This is a genomic window from Gluconobacter sp. Dm-73, from assembly GCF_018256215.1.
Classification (GTDB): domain Bacteria; phylum Pseudomonadota; class Alphaproteobacteria; order Acetobacterales; family Acetobacteraceae; genus Gluconobacter; species Gluconobacter cadivus.
Genome location: NZ_JAERLW010000011.1, coordinates 116,717 through 133,656, shown reverse-complemented (window position 1 = coordinate 133,656; position 16,940 = coordinate 116,717). Strand labels below are relative to the sequence as shown.

The following is a 16,940-nucleotide window of genomic DNA, read 5'->3' as shown; positions in this document are numbered from 1 at the left end:
CGGCATGGGTGTCCCACCCCCCGATTTCCAGCGCCGCCACACGCGGACCATGCGCCGTGGCCAGCATCTCCCCCGCCGCCGTGGAAAGCTGCGTAAACGCGTCGATTTTCCGGGGCTTGCCCGCAGCATCCACGCCCGGCGCAGCAGCCATGCCCCCCTGCGTCATGGCGGCATCCGAAAATCCCCGCGCTTTCAGAGCATTCCGTAACGCCGGTCCCGTCACCGGGTCGGACGCATTCAGCGCCAGAATCTGGCCATACAGATCCGCATCCGGGTGCTGGCTCCCCGCAGGCGCATAACTCCCAACCCGCGCCGAACCGCGCAGCAGAAGCGGCACCGTCAGCCCCATCGCCAGCCCATACCCATCCGGCCGGTTCGCCTTGCCCTGAAGCACGGAAACAGCCCGGTTCAGCCATCCGCTCCCCAGACGCTCATCCGCCCCGCTCTCCAGATAATCCTGCGCCTCGAAATGCGATCGGCTGCGATAATGCCCCGCAACGGCATGGATCGGCAGCATCTGCCCCTGACCATACAGCCCATGCAGCGTCACGAGAGACGGATGCAGCCCGTAAAACCCACCCAGATCGAGCAGCCCGCCCTCCTGCCCCGGCTCGGGCAGAACCAGCGCCCGGCGATACGACGCCAGATCCGGATCTCCATACGGCGTCACGGCCGACAATCCGTCGAGCGCACCGCGAAGCAGGATCACCACCAACCGCGGATCATCCGGCCCACCGGAAGAGCCCGCAAAAGCAAGGGAAGACCGCCCGAGCGTCCAGGCGGACGTCAGACCCAGCAGAGCGGTACGACGGGATATCATCATGGCTCAGCGCCTCTGGAATTCAGGAGAGGAAAACAGCAGGGCCAGCGCATCCTGACGCGACCCGGCATGATGCATGGCTGTGCGGGTCTGCGGTCGCAGGGCCGGACCAAGGGCAATATCGGCGACATCCATCGGATCGCCGGTTCGGACATGCGCCGCCACGCGCCAGGCCCAGTCCGTCCGCGCCAGCATGTCCGCAGGCGCGGACCAGTCCGCCGCATCGTCGCTCCAGCCATTGGGCAGCGGCGCGGTCCACAGCGGCTGCCCGAGCGACGCAAAACCCGAAACCAGTTGATGTGCCGGAGAATGCGGATCGCCCGGCTGGCTGGGCGCGCCCCCCACGGACAACGCCCGCAGAACCGCCGTGACATAATCCATGGGAGAGCGGAACTTGCCCCCGCCCAAAGCCGGTTCCGGCAATGCCCCCAGCGCCAGAGACGCCGCCCGCAGATCCCCACCACTGGCCTGCAAAACACCCTCGACATGCCGCACGGAGGCCGGCGCTGGCGTATCCGAAACGAAATGCCGGACCATCTGCGTCGCAATATGACGGTAGGTCGCCGGATGCGTGCCCAGAAACTGCAACGCCTGCACGCCGCCGTCCTCGCCTTCGGGGAAAGCCTGTCCCATGAGCGTTTTCACACCCGGCTCATGCGCCTTTTCGCGGAACACAAACCCCGGTTCGTCAGCCTTCAGATCCACGCCCCATCCCGTCAGGATCGCGGCAAAGGACGTCACATCCGCCTGACTGTACCCGGAAGCAGGCGAGACGGTATGCAACTCCAGACATTCGCGGGCCAGATTTTCGTTCAGCCCGCGATGGCTTCTGCGCCCCGCCGCGCTGTCCGGCCCGATGGAAGACGCATTGTCCAGATACATCAGCATCGCCGGATGCCGCATGACCGCCAGCAGCATGTCCGAAAACCGCCCCGTCACATGCGGGCGGATCGCCTCGCGCATATAGGCGCCCACAACGGCGCGCGTACTGCCCTGCCGCAGACTGACCGTGAAATGATTGAACCAGAACCAGACGAGCCGCTCCCGGAACGGCTGCTCCGTCAGCAACAGATTATCCATCTGTGTTGCGACTTCAGCCTGAAAGATCGGCTTGACCAGCGGATCACCCTGCATCTTGGCCTTCCGCTGTTCCCGCAGCGCCACCAGCCCGTCAGCACACGGCCCCACACCCGCAAACACGGCCCTGTCCGGCCCGGTCAACTGACCCGCCAGCCAGTCCTGAACGGACAGACCAGAACTGGAGCCATCCCGCTGGCCCCACCCAAACCTGTTGATTGCGCTGACTGATCGCATGGCATCCTCGCGAAACGGGGCGATAACGGGAGTCGGCACCCTACAGAACGCTGGGCCGTCCATGTGGCAAAAGATGGGCCGTAACATGTGAAGTTTTTTAGAAACGCTTCCCCAGCACTCCCCGCCATCGCGCCAGCCTGCCCGGCGCGTCGCGCACCAGATGCGGCACGATGGGCGATGTATGCCGCACGATCGGGTCCGCACTCTCCCGCATTGTCAGTCCCGCAAACCGCTCCCCCACGATCCACGCCCCGACCGATGCCGTCACCCCGTCGATCCGGTGATCCGCAAATTCCTGAAAAATTTTCGGATACGCCCCATACGTCCCGCCCTCGGCACAGACCGTCCGTCCGCCTGCAATGATGCGCACATTCTCTCCGCCCCGGGCATGGATCGGTTTTTCCACATAAGGCGCCCCGGCCTTCCCCCCACGCCCGCGACGCAGATCCTCGGGCGCATATCCCGCCGCCAGCAGGTTGGGATGCCCGGGATACCGCCGCCACAAAGCTGGCAAAAGCGCCTTGTTCGACAAAAGCGTCGTCCAGGGCGGATTAAGAAACGTACACCCACACTCCCGCAGATGCCGCACCCCGGAATCGCGGAACATCAACTCCCAGGGATACATGCGGATCATGCTGCGAACGATCCGCCCCCGATGCAGAAGCTGACCATCCTTCGTCACCTCCAGATCCCGCAACTCGCAGTGAACCGCCTCCAAGCCCGCCTGCTCCGCCCACTCCCGGTAATAAACGGCATGCGTGGTGTCTTCGAGATTGTCGGGATAGGGCACGATATGCACCATGTGCCCTATCCGCCCCGCACGCCTCAGCCCGGCCAGACGCTCCACCAGAGCCCGCGCTTCCAGAGGCGCATGGTCATGAGAGCCGCCGCACTGCTGGTGCCAGAGGTCCTGCATCCGCGTGCTTTCCGGCAGTGTCGCAGGCGTATCGGCATTATATTCAATCAGCTTTGGCCGCCCGCCACACCACGCCAGATCAAACCGCCCGATCAGAAACGGGTCCCCCCCGCCTCCAGGACTCCCGCACCACATCCTGCATGGCAGCCGGAATATGAAACGCGTCCAGCCCGTCAGGCCGCCGAACGGCCTCGTCCACAACCTCCAGACAGAGCCGATGCAGCGTTTTGGCCACGTTCCGAACACACGCCACCGCTTGCGCATCAAACTCGTAACGCACGTCCTCACGCCATGCGAAACTTCCATCCGTATTGCGATAATAATGATAACCAAGCCGATCGGCCTGACTCTGCCAGTCCGGCCTCGCACAGGACGTCAGGCGGCGGATCTGCCCCACGGACCGACCCTATTCGCCCCCGCCCGCATGTCCGCCCGCGCTTTCCCCAAACCCGGCATGCCCCGCGGACTCAGCCTCGCCGTCGCCATGCCCGGCCCGGCCGTCACGGTCCCTGCCGGAGGAGATATACACACCATGCCCCGAAGAACTGCCCTGCTCAGGGCAGTTCTGGGGCCGCTTGTCAGATGCTGCCGCGCATGGGTCCGGCCGCGCCGCCTGAGGATGCTGCATCGTCAGGCCAAGAACCCCCAGCCCGACAACCAGAGCACCCGCCCCCACACCCCACGCAATCCCGTTTTTCATCATTCATCTGCAGATATGTTTGCCTGATACCAACCGTAACACATCCACAGACGAAGATAAGAGCCCTCAGAGCGTGAAGTTCACACGCCCGTAATAATACCCACCCGTCATCGGCACCTGAGACGAGAACGTATCATAAGGGTTGGCACCAAGCTGGTTCAGCTCACCCGGCAGCTTGCGCGGACGGATATTGAAGATGTTGTTCGCCCCTACCGCCAGATGCCAGCGCGAATTGACCCGATACCCGATCTCCAGATCCGTCAGCCAGCGCGGAGAGTTCTTGAACTGCGCAAAACAGCTGCTGGACTGCTGAAGCTGCTTGCCATCAATTGGACAGATCGCCGCCGTAGGCGTCCAGTCCTGATACGTCATCATACCGGTCGTTTCGCCATAACGGGTCTGGCGCAGGTTCACGTCCCATTTCCCGATTGTCCAGAACGCATTCAGAATGATCTTGCTGCGCGGATAAGCCGTCGTGAGGTAAGCAATATTCTGCGCATTCAGCAGCGGCGATCCCGTCGCAGACATGCCGTTATGCGACAGACGCGTACGGTTCAGGTCCAGCGCCATCGACAGACTCAGGTTGCCGAAGCGATGCATGCGGAACATGTAATCCGCCTTGATATCCAGACCCTGCGTCCGCGTGCTGGCACCGTTCGTGAAGTAATAGGTCTGCACGGCGTTTTCGGAAAGCTGCGTCAGGGCCGGAAGCGAAACGCCCATGCCTTCCAATGCTGCAATCGCCGCCGGACCCGTCACGTTACCACCCTGCACGACGCGATCGCGGATGTTGATCTGATAGACATCGGCCTCGACATGGAAACCGTCGACAGGTTCAAGAACGATGCCACCCGTCGCACTGGTCGAGCGTTCGGGCTTGAGGGGAGACGCCCCGGTCGCACGCGCTTCGGAAGACGAAACCGGTAACAGTCCCAGCACCGATGTCGGCCCGACATTGATGGCGCTGTAATGCTGTTCGGCCATGGTCGGCGCGCGGAAACCGTTGCTGATCGTCGCACGCAGGCCAATACGCTTGGTGATGTCGTAACGCGTGGAGACTTTGCCGTTCTCGGTGTTTCCGACGTCGGTATAGTGTTCGAAACGGCCGGCGAAATCGAGATCCCAGTTCTTCAGCAGATGGAAATCGCCATCCAGATAGGCCGCCCAGACATCACGATCCCACTTGCCAGCATCCTGCGGCGTCAGACCCGCCAGCGCCGAAGTGCCACCATATTCGTAAGATGCGGGTTCGCCAGCCAGAATAGTATACTGTTCCAGACGCTGTTCGCCACCGAAAGCCACCGTGACGGGGACCACGTTGGCAATCTTGAAGTTCCGGCGCAGATCAAGATTGTTCGTCCACTGTGCCAGACGGAAATTGGAGGTCCGCACCGTCGTCGGCGTGTAGCCCGTGGCGGCGTACATGTTCGGATTGGTGGTGTTCTGGTTGGAAATCTTGTCCAGATCCTCACCCCAGGTGCTGCTCAGATCCCAGTCGAAACCGAGGAAGTGACGACCCTTCAGGCCCAGCGTCGCAGCATAATCGTTCTCGTCGATCGTCTCCAGCGGCGAATAGCCATATGGAAACAGCTCCGGATTGCTGGCGCTGGCACCCGAGGGAACACGATAATTCTCATACGCTTCGGCATGGCGGTGCGCGTAGGTGATCTGCCCGTAAAACTGGATATCATCGGTCAGGTTCTTGCCGAAATCGATCCCCAGATTTTCGCGCGTTTCTTCCGGCGTGCTCATGATCTTGTTAGAGTTCTTGGGCACTTTGACCGACCCGGTATACAGCTCGTTCGCTGCCCCCGGTGGGACATAACCCGCCAGACGATTATCAACCGTGTTGGTTACGAAATGGTCCGTATGGTAAACCTGTGCCGCAATATGAGCATAGCCATCACGGCCAAGTTTGAAGCCACCATCAGCGTTGAGCTGGTATTGCCAACCATCGCCGTTATAGGCGTTCGCCCCCGTCTGAGCGCTCATATTCAGCCCGTGATCCTGCTTTTTGGTGATGATATTCACCACACCGGCAATGGCGTCAGAACCATACATCGCAGCGGCGCCGTCTTCGAGAACCTCGATATGATCGATCATGTTGGACGGGATCATGTTCAGATCCACGGGCGTCGCGCCAAAATTCGGACCGGCATCGGCATTGATGTTGGCCGTGGTGTGCCGACGCTTGCCATCCAGCAGAACCAGAACCTGATTCGGATTGAGGCCGCGCATCCGGATGAAAGACGTCAGTGCACCGGCGTCATTGCCCATCGTGCTCATATTGATGGACGGATAGGTCTTGGTCAGCGCATCGGCGAGGTTCATCATGCCTGAGCGACGCAGCGTCGCACTGGACAGGACCGTGATCGGGCTGGTGCTCTGACGGGCGTGGCGGTTGGACGCATGCGTTCCGGTGACGATCACGCCTTCTTCGCTTCCGGCGATGACATCCGCAGGCCGATGCTTCGCGGCAGACGGCCTGCGCGTCTTCGGAGATACCGTTTTGGACGGCGCTTTGTGGACGGAGGCCTTCGCCGGCTCCGGCACGGCTTTTTCCGAGGCTGCAAAAACCGATCCACTACAGACGCTGACGGAGAGGAACGTAGAGTAAAGCGCAAGTTTCCTGATGTTCATAATCGGCTCCATCGCCCTGGCGCAGCACAGGGATATCAGTCAGAAACAGTCGGATCGCATAACGGAATTATGCGGGATTTTTATTCCGAATTCGGAATTACTCGGATTCAGAACGTAAAAGACGGGAAAGTGCCGTTGCGACAACCTTCGTCGCACGACGCATATCTTCCAGAACCACATGCTCGTTCGCACGATGGCCATTGGCATCCTGAAGACGACGCGGACCAGCCCCGTACAGCACGGTCGGATAGCCCGCATTGCTGTAAATTCTGGCATCCGTGAACAACGGCATACCCTTGACGGCAATCCGTTCCCCGAACACCGCTTCGGCAGCGTCCTGCAAGGCTCCGATCAAAGGGGCCTGCCCCACATCCGGAACCAGTGGCAACGCCAGAAGATGCTGCGTTACGACGCAACTCACGCCCGGCACATCTGCCGCATTCACAATAAGCTGCCGCAGATCCGCCTCGACCTCGGCCGCTTTTTCGTCTGGCAAAATCCGACGTTCAAGCCGGAATGTCGCCTGTTCGGGCACGACGTTTGCTGCAACGCCGCCATTGATCGTACCAATGACGAGCGTCGGCGATTCAATACCCGGAATGGAACAGACCGTCTTCGCCAGCCCGTCCCGATAGGCGTACAGCGCCGTCATCACACGGCACGCCGCCTCGATGGCATCGGCGCCCGTCTCGGGCCATGCGGAATGCGCGGCCTTGCCCGTGAAAGCCACATCAAGCTGAAGGCTGCCATTATGGGCAATCATCACGTCATAGGTAAAACCGGCACTGATGACGTAGTCGGGAGTGCTCAGCTTTTCCGAGAGAAGCCAACCCGGCCCGACATGACCACCGATTTCCTCGTCATAGGTCAGATGAAGCTCGACCGTGCCGGACAGGTCAGAACCGGCTTCCTTCAGCGCGCGCAGAGCAAAGGCATAGGTCGCAAAATCTGCCTTCGAGACCGCAGCACCCCGTCCATAAAGCCTGCCATCTTCAATAACGCCGCCATACGGATCATGCACCCAGCCCTCGCCGGGGGGAACCACGTCCCCATGCGCATTGAGCGCAATGACGGGGCCGCTGCCATTTCCGAAACGCTCCCGGATGATCAGATTCGTCGCGCTCTGCATACCGTGGCGTTGCACGAAGTCCTGCGGGACAGCATGACATTCAACTTCAAAACCGAGTGCCCGCAGCCTGTCGGCGGAAAACCGGGCGTGCGGCGCGCAGTCACCGGGCGGATTGTCCGACGGGACGCCGACGAGATCCTGAAGGAACGGCACCTGACGCAGATCGAAATCCCGGTCGATGACATGACCCAGACGTTCGCTCGCCGTTTTCTCACAACAGGAAGTCTTTTCAAGCACAGCGCCTTCTCCCACCGGATCGCCTAACAGTCCTCACTTCATATTCTCTTTGTATACGAACTGAATTCGATCCTGAAGCGGAATGTTGCCTCTTGCTGAAAATATTTCCTTTTAGCTGGGGTGCGCCTCCTCAAACCGCAGAAAAGCCTGCGCTCTGGCCGAACAGCGCCCTGCAAAAAAATCTGCCGCCGGGCAGTCATCGACGATCTCGCCTGCATCCACGAACAGAATCCGCGTCGCGACCTGACGCGCGAATCCCATCTCATGGGTGACGCACATCATGGTCATGCCCTCGCGCGCCAGCTCCGTCATGACCTGAAGGACTTCCTGCACCATTTCAGGATCGAGCGCCGATGTCGGCTCGTCGAACAGCATTACATCCGGCTTCATCGCCAGAGCGCGTGCAATCGCCGCCCGCTGCTGCTGCCCGCCAGACAGGGCGATCGGATATTTGTCCGCATGCTGTTCCAGCCCGACCCGGCGCAGAAGCGTTTTCGCATGCTCGCGAAGTTCTTCCTTCCCCCGTTTCTGGACCAGACGCGGGGCCAGCATGATGTTGTCCAGAATGCTCAGATGGGAAAAAAGCTCGAAGCTCTGAAAAACCATCCCCGCTTTCGCCCGCAGCACCGAATGATCGGTTTTCGCGGAACGCACAGCCATGCCATCAACGTAGATCTGCCCGCTCTCGAACGTCTCCAGCGCATTGATGCATTTGATGAGCGTGGACTTACCCGAACCCGAAGGGCCGCAGACAACCACCACCTCCCCTCTGCCGATCTCCGCCGAACAGCCCTTGAGCACCTGAAAGGCGCCATATGATTTCGTCACAGTGTCCAGCGTGATCATGACGGATCTCCATAAAAGCGTGCGGGAGAAAAGATCTCCAGATCGGGACGTTCGGAGCGGCACAGAACCATATCCGCGACATGCCGCCCCATGGCCGGAGCTAACGTGACCCCATTGGCCGTTACGGCCGTGAAAAAGCCCGGAACGTCCGGACTTTCTCCAAGGATCGGAGCCCCGTCGATATCAATGTTCATCGCAGCCCAGCTCCGAACGACATTCACAGCCCCCAGCGCCGGAACCAGCCTTTGTGCCACCCAGAGATTTCCTTCCAGATTTTCCCGAAGCGGTCGCGGATGCCCGTGCACCGGATCAAGCCCCGCACTCCACCCGCCGCCGATCAGCAGCGAGCCATTCGTGGCCTGTTTGAGCGTGAGATGCCGGCTTGCATGGGCCAGAAGCGAAAAGACCAGCGGAGCCACAGGCTCGGTCACGATCATCTGCAACGGCGCGCCGAAAACCGGCAGCCGACGCCCGACAAGCCCGGCGACCTCTCCCGCATAGGCACCGGCCGCATTCACCACGGCACCGGCCGACCAGCGCTTTGACCCCGCACTGACATGAAACCGTGTGCCGTCGGGCTGGATTGCGGACAAAGCTGTAAGTTCCTCAACCCGAACGCCCGCGCGCCGTGCCCGCGCCAGAACAGCCTGCGTTGCCGCCATGGGGTTGATCTTGCCTTCCTCGGAGCAATACGCCCCGCCCAGAAAGCCATCTCTCAGATTGGGTTCGATCCCGTGCAATTCGTTCGCTGCCAGAAGCCGCGCGTCGACGCCAAGGGCCTGTTCGACCGCGACCTTGCTGCGCAGACGGTCCATATCGGCTTCGGTTTCCGCCACCACCAGCCCGCCGCTGACCTTGATCTCCAGATCGCGATCAAACGTCGTGCGCAGGGCCTCCCACATCCGGATGGATTCCCGCTGCAACGCCAGCGTCCGCGCAGGCATGGAGGGTCCGTCCGTATCCGCGCTGGCGTCGAAGGCCATGAGCTGCGCGTGTAGACTGCCCGCATTGCCGCCCGAGGCCAGCGCTCCGGCCCGACCACGTTCGAGCACCACGACACTTTTCCCGGCTTCGGCGAGAAACAGCGCCGTGAAAAGCCCGACGATCCCGCCACCCACGACCACGACATCCACAGTCTCGACAGCGCCGAAAGCCGATGGCCTCACTGCTCCCAGCCCCGATGGAATGGAAACCCGGACATGCCCTCGCCATTCCGGTTTTTGACGCGCGAGAGCCGCAACCGGAACCGGCCGCAGCGGAATCTGCGGTGCGGTAAAATCCTTTTCGTTTTTCGGCTCCGGCAGCATCTTCATCAGCGAGGCCTGACAGAACCGCCCCTGACACCGCCCCATTCCGGCCCGTGTCGCTCGTTTAAGAGACGCCAGATCGGTGATCCCATCTTCCGACACGCGGGCCCGGACAGTCCCTGCGGTCACGCATTCGCATCGGCAAAGGATGGTCGTCTCCTGAGGGGACGGCAGCGAGACAACCGGATCATACAGCTTCCACAGAAGCTCCTGAAAACGCGCATTATCGCGATATACCCGCCGACTGCGTTCCAAACCGGCCGGGACCGGTTTTCCTGCCCGTTCCAGCAGTCTGGCCGCACACAGCACCCCTTGAGCCTGCGACAGAAAAGCACCGCCAAAACGCCCGGCCTCACCAATAACGGACACATCCGCCTGATCGGTCTTTCCGTCGGGTTCTCGGCCCGTCTCGGGATGAGTCACGGGCCAGTTCCGGATCTGCTGTCGGCAGCCCAGAAGCCGTGGCAGTTCGCTGGCAGGAACGAACCCGTCTCCGAGGCAGACAGTCTGCGTCTCGATCCAGCGTTCTGCGCCTCCCCGCTGCTTCACCGCCACCCGCTCGACACGATCCTCGCCCTCGATGCGGGTCACAACGCTTCCCCACAGCACCGACACCCCGGCCCGACGCAATGTCGCCAGATGCCGTATCCCCGTGAGCGCCAGACGGGGCGACGCCACCGATAGCCGTGTGGACAGAAAGGGCCGCTTGACGGGCGCAGGCGCTGAATCCACAACGGCCGCCACGTCTGCGCCACGCCGGACCAGTTCCGCCGCAAGCTGAAGATTGAGCGGCCCATTCCCGGCAACGACGATCCGCCCCGGAGCCACCGCTTCATAGGCACGCAGCATTGTCTGCCCGGCCCCCGTCGTGATGACACCCGGCAACGTCCAGCCCGGTCGGGCCGCAGGCGTTTCCTGTGCGCCCGTCGCCACGATAATATGCTGCGTGCGGATATAAAACGCCTCGCCATCCCGCAGACCACCGATGACAAGAGCGCCCTCTTCGCGATGGGCGCTCCAGACGAGCGTGTCGTGCCACAGCCGCGCGCCACTGGCCCGCATGGCTTCAATCAGGTGCCTCCCCTTGCGACCCTGATCATCCTGCCGCTCCGGATGAACCACGTTCTGTTTGAAATACTGGCCGCCCGGAATATGGCGTTCATCCACGATGAGAACATCCATCCCACCGCGCGCCAGTTCGGTCGCTGCCACCAAACCCGCCGGGCCCGCGCCCACCACCAGCACATCGCAGGTATGTTCAGCCAGACGCTCCTCACCCTTCGCCAGACAAGCTGAAACAGCCGCATCCGGAAGACGGTCATTGCTACGAACCCGCATCCCGTCCCGCACCGACGTCATGCATCCCCGGCGGGACATCTGCCCGTCCACCTCCAGCAGACACTCCTGACAGGCCCCGATCCCGCAAAACGGACCACGCTCCGATCCATCCGGCGCCGTCCGGTGCGCAATTCTGCCTGCGGCCATCAGCGCAGCCGTCAGGGTCTGTCCGGGTTTTGCGGAAACGGTGGCGTCATTGAACGTGAAGTTCAGCCAGTCCGACATCAGCGCGCATCCTGCGTCGTCACGGGAAGTTCGATGGCCTCAACCGCTGCGGTTTTCTGCTGGCGACGATAGGGCCGCTCCGCATAATGCTCGATCCGCCGCTGCAGGAAGTCCCATGCCGTCGTCATCAGCAGGTAATACAGCGCCGCCACCGAAAACAGTTCCAGCACCATGAACTGGTCCTGCACCAGAATCTGGCTGCGCTGCATCAGTTCCTCCATGGAAATGACAGAGGTCACACTGGTCGTCTTGAGCAGACCATTCACCGAATTGCCCAGCGGCGGGATGATGAGCCGGAACGCCTGCGGAAATGCGATGCGCCAGGCAATTTGCCGCTCGCTCAGGCCCAACGCCCGTGCCGCTGCGATCTGGCCGGTTGGCACGGCATTCAGCCCCGCACGGATAATTTCCGCGAGATACGCCGCTTCGTTCAGTGTCAGCCCAATAATCGAACACGCCAGAACACTCAGCCGGATATCCAGCTTCGGCAGACCGGTATAGATCACGACCAGCTGGACCAGCAGCGGTGTGCCCCGGAAAAACCAGACATAAAACCGTGCAGGCCAGGACAGCAGACGGCGCTGCGAGCGCTTCATGACCGCAATCAGCAGCCCCAGAAGGAACCCCATCACCATCGAGACGGCCGTCATATAGACCGTGATAAGCGCGCCCCGGAAGATATAGGGGCTGCCGAGATAGGTGAAGAAGCCGTGCCAGCTCCAGATCTGCATGTCGATGCCCCGCGTTCGTATCGTGTTTGTGTGTCGTATCAGTGCATGTCGGACGGATGGGACGGTCCTGAAACCACAATCCGTCCGGGAAAGGGTACGACGCCATAAGGCGCCATAAGCCGCTCCAGCGTTCCGTCCTCACGCATGGCTTCCAGAACATCCGCCAGACGCTGCGCCAGCGCCGGGTCCCGCAGTGCCAGAGCAACGGGCGTGGGATACAGCCCTTTCAGAACAGGCTTCACGCCACCCTGAAGGGCGTTGCGCCGTGCGACCGCATCAATGGAAAACACCGCCGTCACCTGCCGCGCGCGCAGGGCGGCAAAGGCGATGCCTACGTTCTGGAACGTCTTGATATCAAAGCCCGGCCGTCCGGCATTCCGCAGGGCCTGATCGGCCTCGCGGGCATGGTGTTCTTCTATTCCGCCCATCTCGACCCCGATCGAAAAGCCGGACAGATCCTCAAGTCGTGCGGGATGCAGCGCGGAATCGTCGTTGAGAGACACGCTGATCGCCTGGATTTCGTAGGGGATCATCTCCATCAACCGCGCCCGCTGGGCAGTGTAGAACATCCCCGTATTGATGACGTCCCACCGTTTTTCGAGCAGCCCGAGTGTGAGCTGCGCGAAGGACGTCGAGAGCGTGACCGGCGTCAGACAAAGCCTGCGGGCGATTTCGTTTCCGAGTTCGATCCGCATTCCGGCGATCTGCCCGTCCACCGTCACATATTGCAGAGGCGGCAGCGTCGGGTTGGTCGCCATGACCAGATGCGGCGGAGAGATCAGCCCCTCAACAGCCTGCGGACACGGTGCCGCCTGCGCCCCGAAAGCCAGGGCCGCACAGAGCAGCCCCGCCCCCCGGATCAGACCTGACGCAGGGCCGCCCCTCATATCAGACGCTTTCTTCAAACCGGAGGCCCAGATCGCGGACGATCTGAAGCGCGCGGGCATCATCCGCTTCCGGCAGCGGCAGACGCGGCGCGCGCGGACCACCGACATCAAAGCCCATGTGCTTCAGCAGAGCTTTCGTTCCCGAGACATAACCCTGCCCGCCCACGAACTGGATCAGCGGCACATGGCGGAAATACATCTCCCGCGCCTTTCCAATATCCTTGTAACCGTCACAGAGGTTGAAGATCTCGCTCATGACATGCGGCGCAACGTTGGAGGCCACTGCGACCCACCCGATGGCGCCTTCAAGAAAGCTCTCAAAGCCCATGATGCCGCCAAAGACCGAAAGCCGGTCGCCACACAGACGAATGATGTCCCGCACGCGGGTTACATCCATCGTGGATTCCTTGATCAGGCAGCAGTTGTCGATATGGGACAGACGCGCCACCAGTTCCGGCTTCAGATCCACATTCGCCGTGGCCGGGTTGTTGTAGAGCATGATCGGCAGACCGATCGCATCCGACACCCGGCGATAATGAACGAACAGTTCATCATCCGTCGGCGTGGAATAGAACGGCGGGATGATCATGACGCCATCCGCCCCGAGCTTCTCGGCTTCCTGGCTGTAGCGGATCACGTCATAGGTGTTTTCCGCACCTGTTCCGATGAAAACCGGAACGCGGCCTGCGGCCTGCTCGATGACGGTCTGTGCAACCAGCGTACGTTCGTCATCCGTCAGCGACAGAAATTCGCCGGTCGAGCCCAGCGGGATCAGACCTGCGATGCCCTGTGCGATCTGCCAGTCGGTGAAGCGCCGCAGCCCTGGAACGTCAACGCGTCCTTCGCTGTCATAAGGCGTGATCATGACGGTATATGTGCCACGAAACTTCATGGGTCTTTCCTTCCTCAATGTTCCGGGTCCGACCGCGATCCGGCCGGGTCCGTGGCGGCATCACCGCCATGGGTATTCATGAACGCCGCGATATCGGGCTGTTGCGACGCATCCCCGCGCCCCGTTCCGACGGCTCTGACCTGACCGTCTTCCAGAAGAATAATCCTGTCCGACAGCGATGAGACGACACCCATCGCGTGGGAAACCTGAATGATGGTCATGCCGTCCTGCGCCAGATCCCGCAGCAGCACGCCGACATCACGCACCTTGTGCGGATCGAGCGCCGATGTCGGCTCGTCCAGCAGAAGCAGTGCCGGGCGAAGCATGAGCGCGCGTGCAATCGCCACACGCTGTTTCTGGCCGCCCGACAGATCGGCTGGCAGCACGTCCGCCTTGTCCGCCAGCCCCAGACGCTCCAGCAGCGCGCGCGCTGCGTGCTCGGCCTCCCGACGCGAACGCTTCGCCACGACCGTCGGCGCCAGCGTCAGGTTCCGCAGCACCGACATATGACCAAACAGTCCGTATTGCTGGAACACGATCGCAGCCTGCTCCCGCAGAATGCGCGCAGAGGCAGGCGCGGCCATGTCCACGTTCCGCCCGTTCACGCCCATCTGCCCCTGCCAGACCGGCTGAAGCCCGATCAGCGTCCGCAAAAACGTGGTCTTGCCGGAACCAGACGGTCCGATGAAACTCACGATGTCCCCGCGTTCGGCCTCAAATCCGGCATGACGCAGGGTCTCGTTTTTCCCGTGGCGGACGCAGACGTCCCGGACATCAATGTACGGCAATGCGTTTCTCCAGCAGGCGGCTCAGGCAGGTCAGGGGATAGGAAATCGCGAAATAGAGTAGCAGAACCACACAGAAGACCTGCGTTGAGGGCAGGCCGCGATTGGTCAGGATCACCCCGGCCTGGCTCAGCTCCACAACTCCGATCTGGGAGGCCAGCGCCGTATCCTTGATGAACAGCACCAGATACCCCACCGCGGGCGGCACAACGGCGGACATCGCCTGCGGCCCGATCACATACCGCCATCGCGCCCAGAGTGGCAGGTTCAGGACCAGTGCGGCTTCGACCTGCTCCACCGGAACCGTTTTGACGCCGCCATGCAGGATTTCGCAGAGATAGGCCGCCGCAATCAGCCCGATGGAGCCAATCGCAACAACCGTCGCCGACACATCCACGCCCATCATGCCCGTGCAGAAAAAGACGATATACAACGTCACGATGAACGGAATGCGCCGGATGGTCTGGACATACACCACCGCCAGAACCCGCAGCGGTATCATGACCCGTATTTCGGACAGTCGAAGCGCCGTGAGGATGATGGCGCCCGCAATCCCGAGAATGCCACCGCCCAGCGACAGCACGACCGTCCGGGCCATCGCCTGAAGCAGAAGGGTGATGTCATACTGCGAGAATGCGATCATACCATCCGCTCCATCGTGCGGCGGAACAGTGCAAACACGCCCGTCAACGCGAAAGACAGCAGGGCATACAATCCGCCCGTCACAAGCATGACTTCAAGAATACGGAACGTTGTCGATCCGATATCATAGGCGCGGCCCGTCAGATCCTCGACGCCAAAAATGGACGCCATGGCACTGCCCAAAATCATGATCTGGAAATGGTTGGCCAGCGCTGGAAACATCGCACGCCCCGCATAGGGCAGGATGACCCGCAGATAGGTCTGACGCCGGTTCAACCCCAGCGTCAGCGCAACTTCATGATAGACGGGCGGTACCCGCGCCATGCCCGCCCCAAGGATATCCGCCAGATAGGCCGCCGAATTGAGCGTCATGCCGATCACGACTGACAAAAACGGCGAGACCATCAGCCCCATCAGCGGCAGACAGTAAAACACAGCGAAAATCTGCGAGAGCTGCGGCGTGTTGGTCAGGGCCGTGCTGTAGCTGCGACTGAGCCTGCGCCACGCGCCCTGATTTTCAAACCGCAGAACAGCGAGTGCGACCGCGAGCGACAGTCCGAACACAAAGGCCAGCGTCGCGATCAGGATTGTCACCCCGACACCGCCCAGAAGAAACGGGAGATGCGCGAAAACGGGACGGAAATCCAACCTCGTCATGGCGCGTGCCCTGCACCAGCGGGATCGAACCAGCGACGATGGATCTGCTCCAGACGTCCGTCACGCTCCATCCCGTCAAGGATACGATTCACATCTGCACGCAGGGCCACGTCCTGCTGTGACATCCCGATGCAGTCGTCCCCCACGGGCGGCGCGAATCCCCGGATAATCCGCCAGCGCACCTGAGGCTGCGACGGCAGGTAGTGTCCGACATATTCGATGACATCCACCATCGCATCGCCACGCCCCTGCGCCAGCGCGCGAATGGCATCGGCATAGCTCTCAAGCAGCAACATCGGCGCCTTGGGAACATGCTGTTGCAGATACGCAACCGCCGTTGACCCACGCACCTCAATCAGGCGGCGCGCACCCGATTCAAGATCCGCAAAGGACCCGATGCCCCGATCTTCGGGAGCGATAACCGCAAACTGCTCGGAATAAAGTGGCCGCGAAAATGCAATGACATCCGCCCGTGCAGGCGTCCGCGTCAGACCGCCCAGAACAATATCGACTTTCCCGGCCATCAGATAGGGAATGCGACCGCTGGAAGCGAGCGTCACAAAGCGCGGCTCGACACCCAGACCCTGCGCAATCGCCCGACCGATATCGACATCATATCCCACAAGTTCGTTGTGATCGTCATATTCCCCAAGCGGGGGCAGTCCGGGCTCCACACCGATATTGATGTGCCCGCTCGCCCGGATGGCAGCACTGTCCCTCGCCTGCACGCCACCGCCCCACTGGACGACGGATGCAGCGCAGACCCCCAGCAGAAGACTGTTCCGGATCGCTCTCAAGAAAGGTTTCCCTGCATGTTGTGCGACTTTGGGGTTGCGGTGACCCGATCACTGATCTAATTCAGATATACGTTCTG

The 16,940-nt window shown here is 61.6% G+C and carries 16 protein-coding genes; all 16 read right to left on the bottom strand.

The annotated features are described in order from the left end of the window. A partial coding sequence (locus JK176_RS12370; protein WP_211588105.1) for a DUF1501 domain-containing protein occupies window positions 1-823 on the bottom strand: 823 nt, incomplete at its 3' end. 3 nt (window positions 824-826) lie between these two features. Beyond that, window positions 827-2,134 carry a DUF1800 family protein gene (locus JK176_RS12365; RefSeq protein WP_211588104.1) on the bottom strand — a complete coding sequence of 436 codons (1,308 nt, stop codon included), beginning with the start codon at window positions 2,132-2,134 and terminating at the stop codon, window positions 827-829. Window positions 2,135-2,231: 97 nt separating this feature from the next. Further along, the gene (locus JK176_RS12360) at window positions 2,232-3,185 is read right to left on the bottom strand and encodes a glutathionylspermidine synthase family protein (protein ID WP_283091982.1); all 954 of its coding nucleotides are present in this window, start codon (window positions 3,183-3,185) and stop codon (window positions 2,232-2,234) included. Continuing rightward, a complete protein-coding gene (locus JK176_RS15140) occupies window positions 3,130-3,447 on the bottom strand; it encodes a glutathionylspermidine synthase family protein (RefSeq protein WP_349291932.1) in 318 nt (105 codons plus the stop codon). The genes JK176_RS12360 and JK176_RS15140 overlap by 56 nt, the downstream gene beginning before the upstream one ends. A gap of 9 nt (window positions 3,448-3,456) precedes the next feature. Continuing rightward, the gene (locus JK176_RS12355; protein ID WP_211588103.1) at window positions 3,457-3,753 is read right to left on the bottom strand and encodes a hypothetical protein; all 297 of its coding nucleotides are present in this window, start codon (window positions 3,751-3,753) and stop codon (window positions 3,457-3,459) included. Window positions 3,754-3,816: 63 nt separating this feature from the next. After that, window positions 3,817-6,390 carry a TonB-dependent siderophore receptor gene (locus tag JK176_RS12350; RefSeq protein WP_249194489.1) on the bottom strand — a complete coding sequence of 858 codons (2,574 nt, stop codon included), beginning with the start codon at window positions 6,388-6,390 and terminating at the stop codon, window positions 3,817-3,819. 97 nt (window positions 6,391-6,487) lie between these two features. Then, complete coding sequence (locus tag JK176_RS12345) at window positions 6,488-7,756, bottom strand: ArgE/DapE family deacylase (RefSeq protein WP_349291931.1); 1,269 nt, start codon at window positions 7,754-7,756, stop codon at window positions 6,488-6,490. 111 nt (window positions 7,757-7,867) lie between these two features. Then, the gene (locus JK176_RS12340) at window positions 7,868-8,602 is read right to left on the bottom strand and encodes an amino acid ABC transporter ATP-binding protein (RefSeq protein WP_211588100.1); all 735 of its coding nucleotides are present in this window, start codon (window positions 8,600-8,602) and stop codon (window positions 7,868-7,870) included. After that, window positions 8,599-11,472, bottom strand: coding sequence for an FAD-dependent oxidoreductase (locus JK176_RS12335; RefSeq protein WP_211588099.1), 2,874 nt, complete (start codon window positions 11,470-11,472; stop codon window positions 8,599-8,601). The genes JK176_RS12340 and JK176_RS12335 overlap by 4 nt, the downstream gene beginning before the upstream one ends. Further along, window positions 11,472-12,203 carry an amino acid ABC transporter permease gene (locus JK176_RS12330; RefSeq protein WP_211588098.1) on the bottom strand — a complete coding sequence of 244 codons (732 nt, stop codon included), beginning with the start codon at window positions 12,201-12,203 and terminating at the stop codon, window positions 11,472-11,474. The genes JK176_RS12335 and JK176_RS12330 overlap by 1 nt, the downstream gene beginning before the upstream one ends. A gap of 38 nt (window positions 12,204-12,241) precedes the next feature. Beyond that, window positions 12,242-13,090: a transporter substrate-binding domain-containing protein gene (locus tag JK176_RS12325; RefSeq protein WP_211588097.1), complete on the bottom strand. Its 849-nt coding sequence runs from the start codon at window positions 13,088-13,090 to the stop codon at window positions 12,242-12,244. A gap of 1 nt (window position 13,091) precedes the next feature. Continuing rightward, window positions 13,092-13,982 (bottom strand): dihydrodipicolinate synthase family protein, encoded by an 891-nt coding sequence (locus JK176_RS12320; RefSeq protein WP_211588096.1) that lies wholly within the window; start codon window positions 13,980-13,982, stop codon window positions 13,092-13,094. Between the two features lie 14 nt (window positions 13,983-13,996). Then, complete coding sequence (locus tag JK176_RS12315; RefSeq protein ID WP_211588095.1) at window positions 13,997-14,770, bottom strand: amino acid ABC transporter ATP-binding protein; 774 nt, start codon at window positions 14,768-14,770, stop codon at window positions 13,997-13,999. Further along, window positions 14,757-15,410: an amino acid ABC transporter permease gene (locus JK176_RS12310; RefSeq protein ID WP_211588094.1), complete on the bottom strand. Its 654-nt coding sequence runs from the start codon at window positions 15,408-15,410 to the stop codon at window positions 14,757-14,759. The genes JK176_RS12315 and JK176_RS12310 overlap by 14 nt, the downstream gene beginning before the upstream one ends. Continuing rightward, window positions 15,407-16,066 (bottom strand): amino acid ABC transporter permease, encoded by a 660-nt coding sequence (locus JK176_RS12305; protein ID WP_211588093.1) that lies wholly within the window; start codon window positions 16,064-16,066, stop codon window positions 15,407-15,409. Before JK176_RS12305 ends, JK176_RS12310 begins: the two co-directional genes overlap by 4 nt. After that, window positions 16,063-16,863 carry a transporter substrate-binding domain-containing protein gene (locus JK176_RS12300; protein ID WP_211588092.1) on the bottom strand — a complete coding sequence of 267 codons (801 nt, stop codon included), beginning with the start codon at window positions 16,861-16,863 and terminating at the stop codon, window positions 16,063-16,065. The genes JK176_RS12305 and JK176_RS12300 overlap by 4 nt, the downstream gene beginning before the upstream one ends. Window positions 16,864-16,940: the final 77 nt, after the last annotated feature.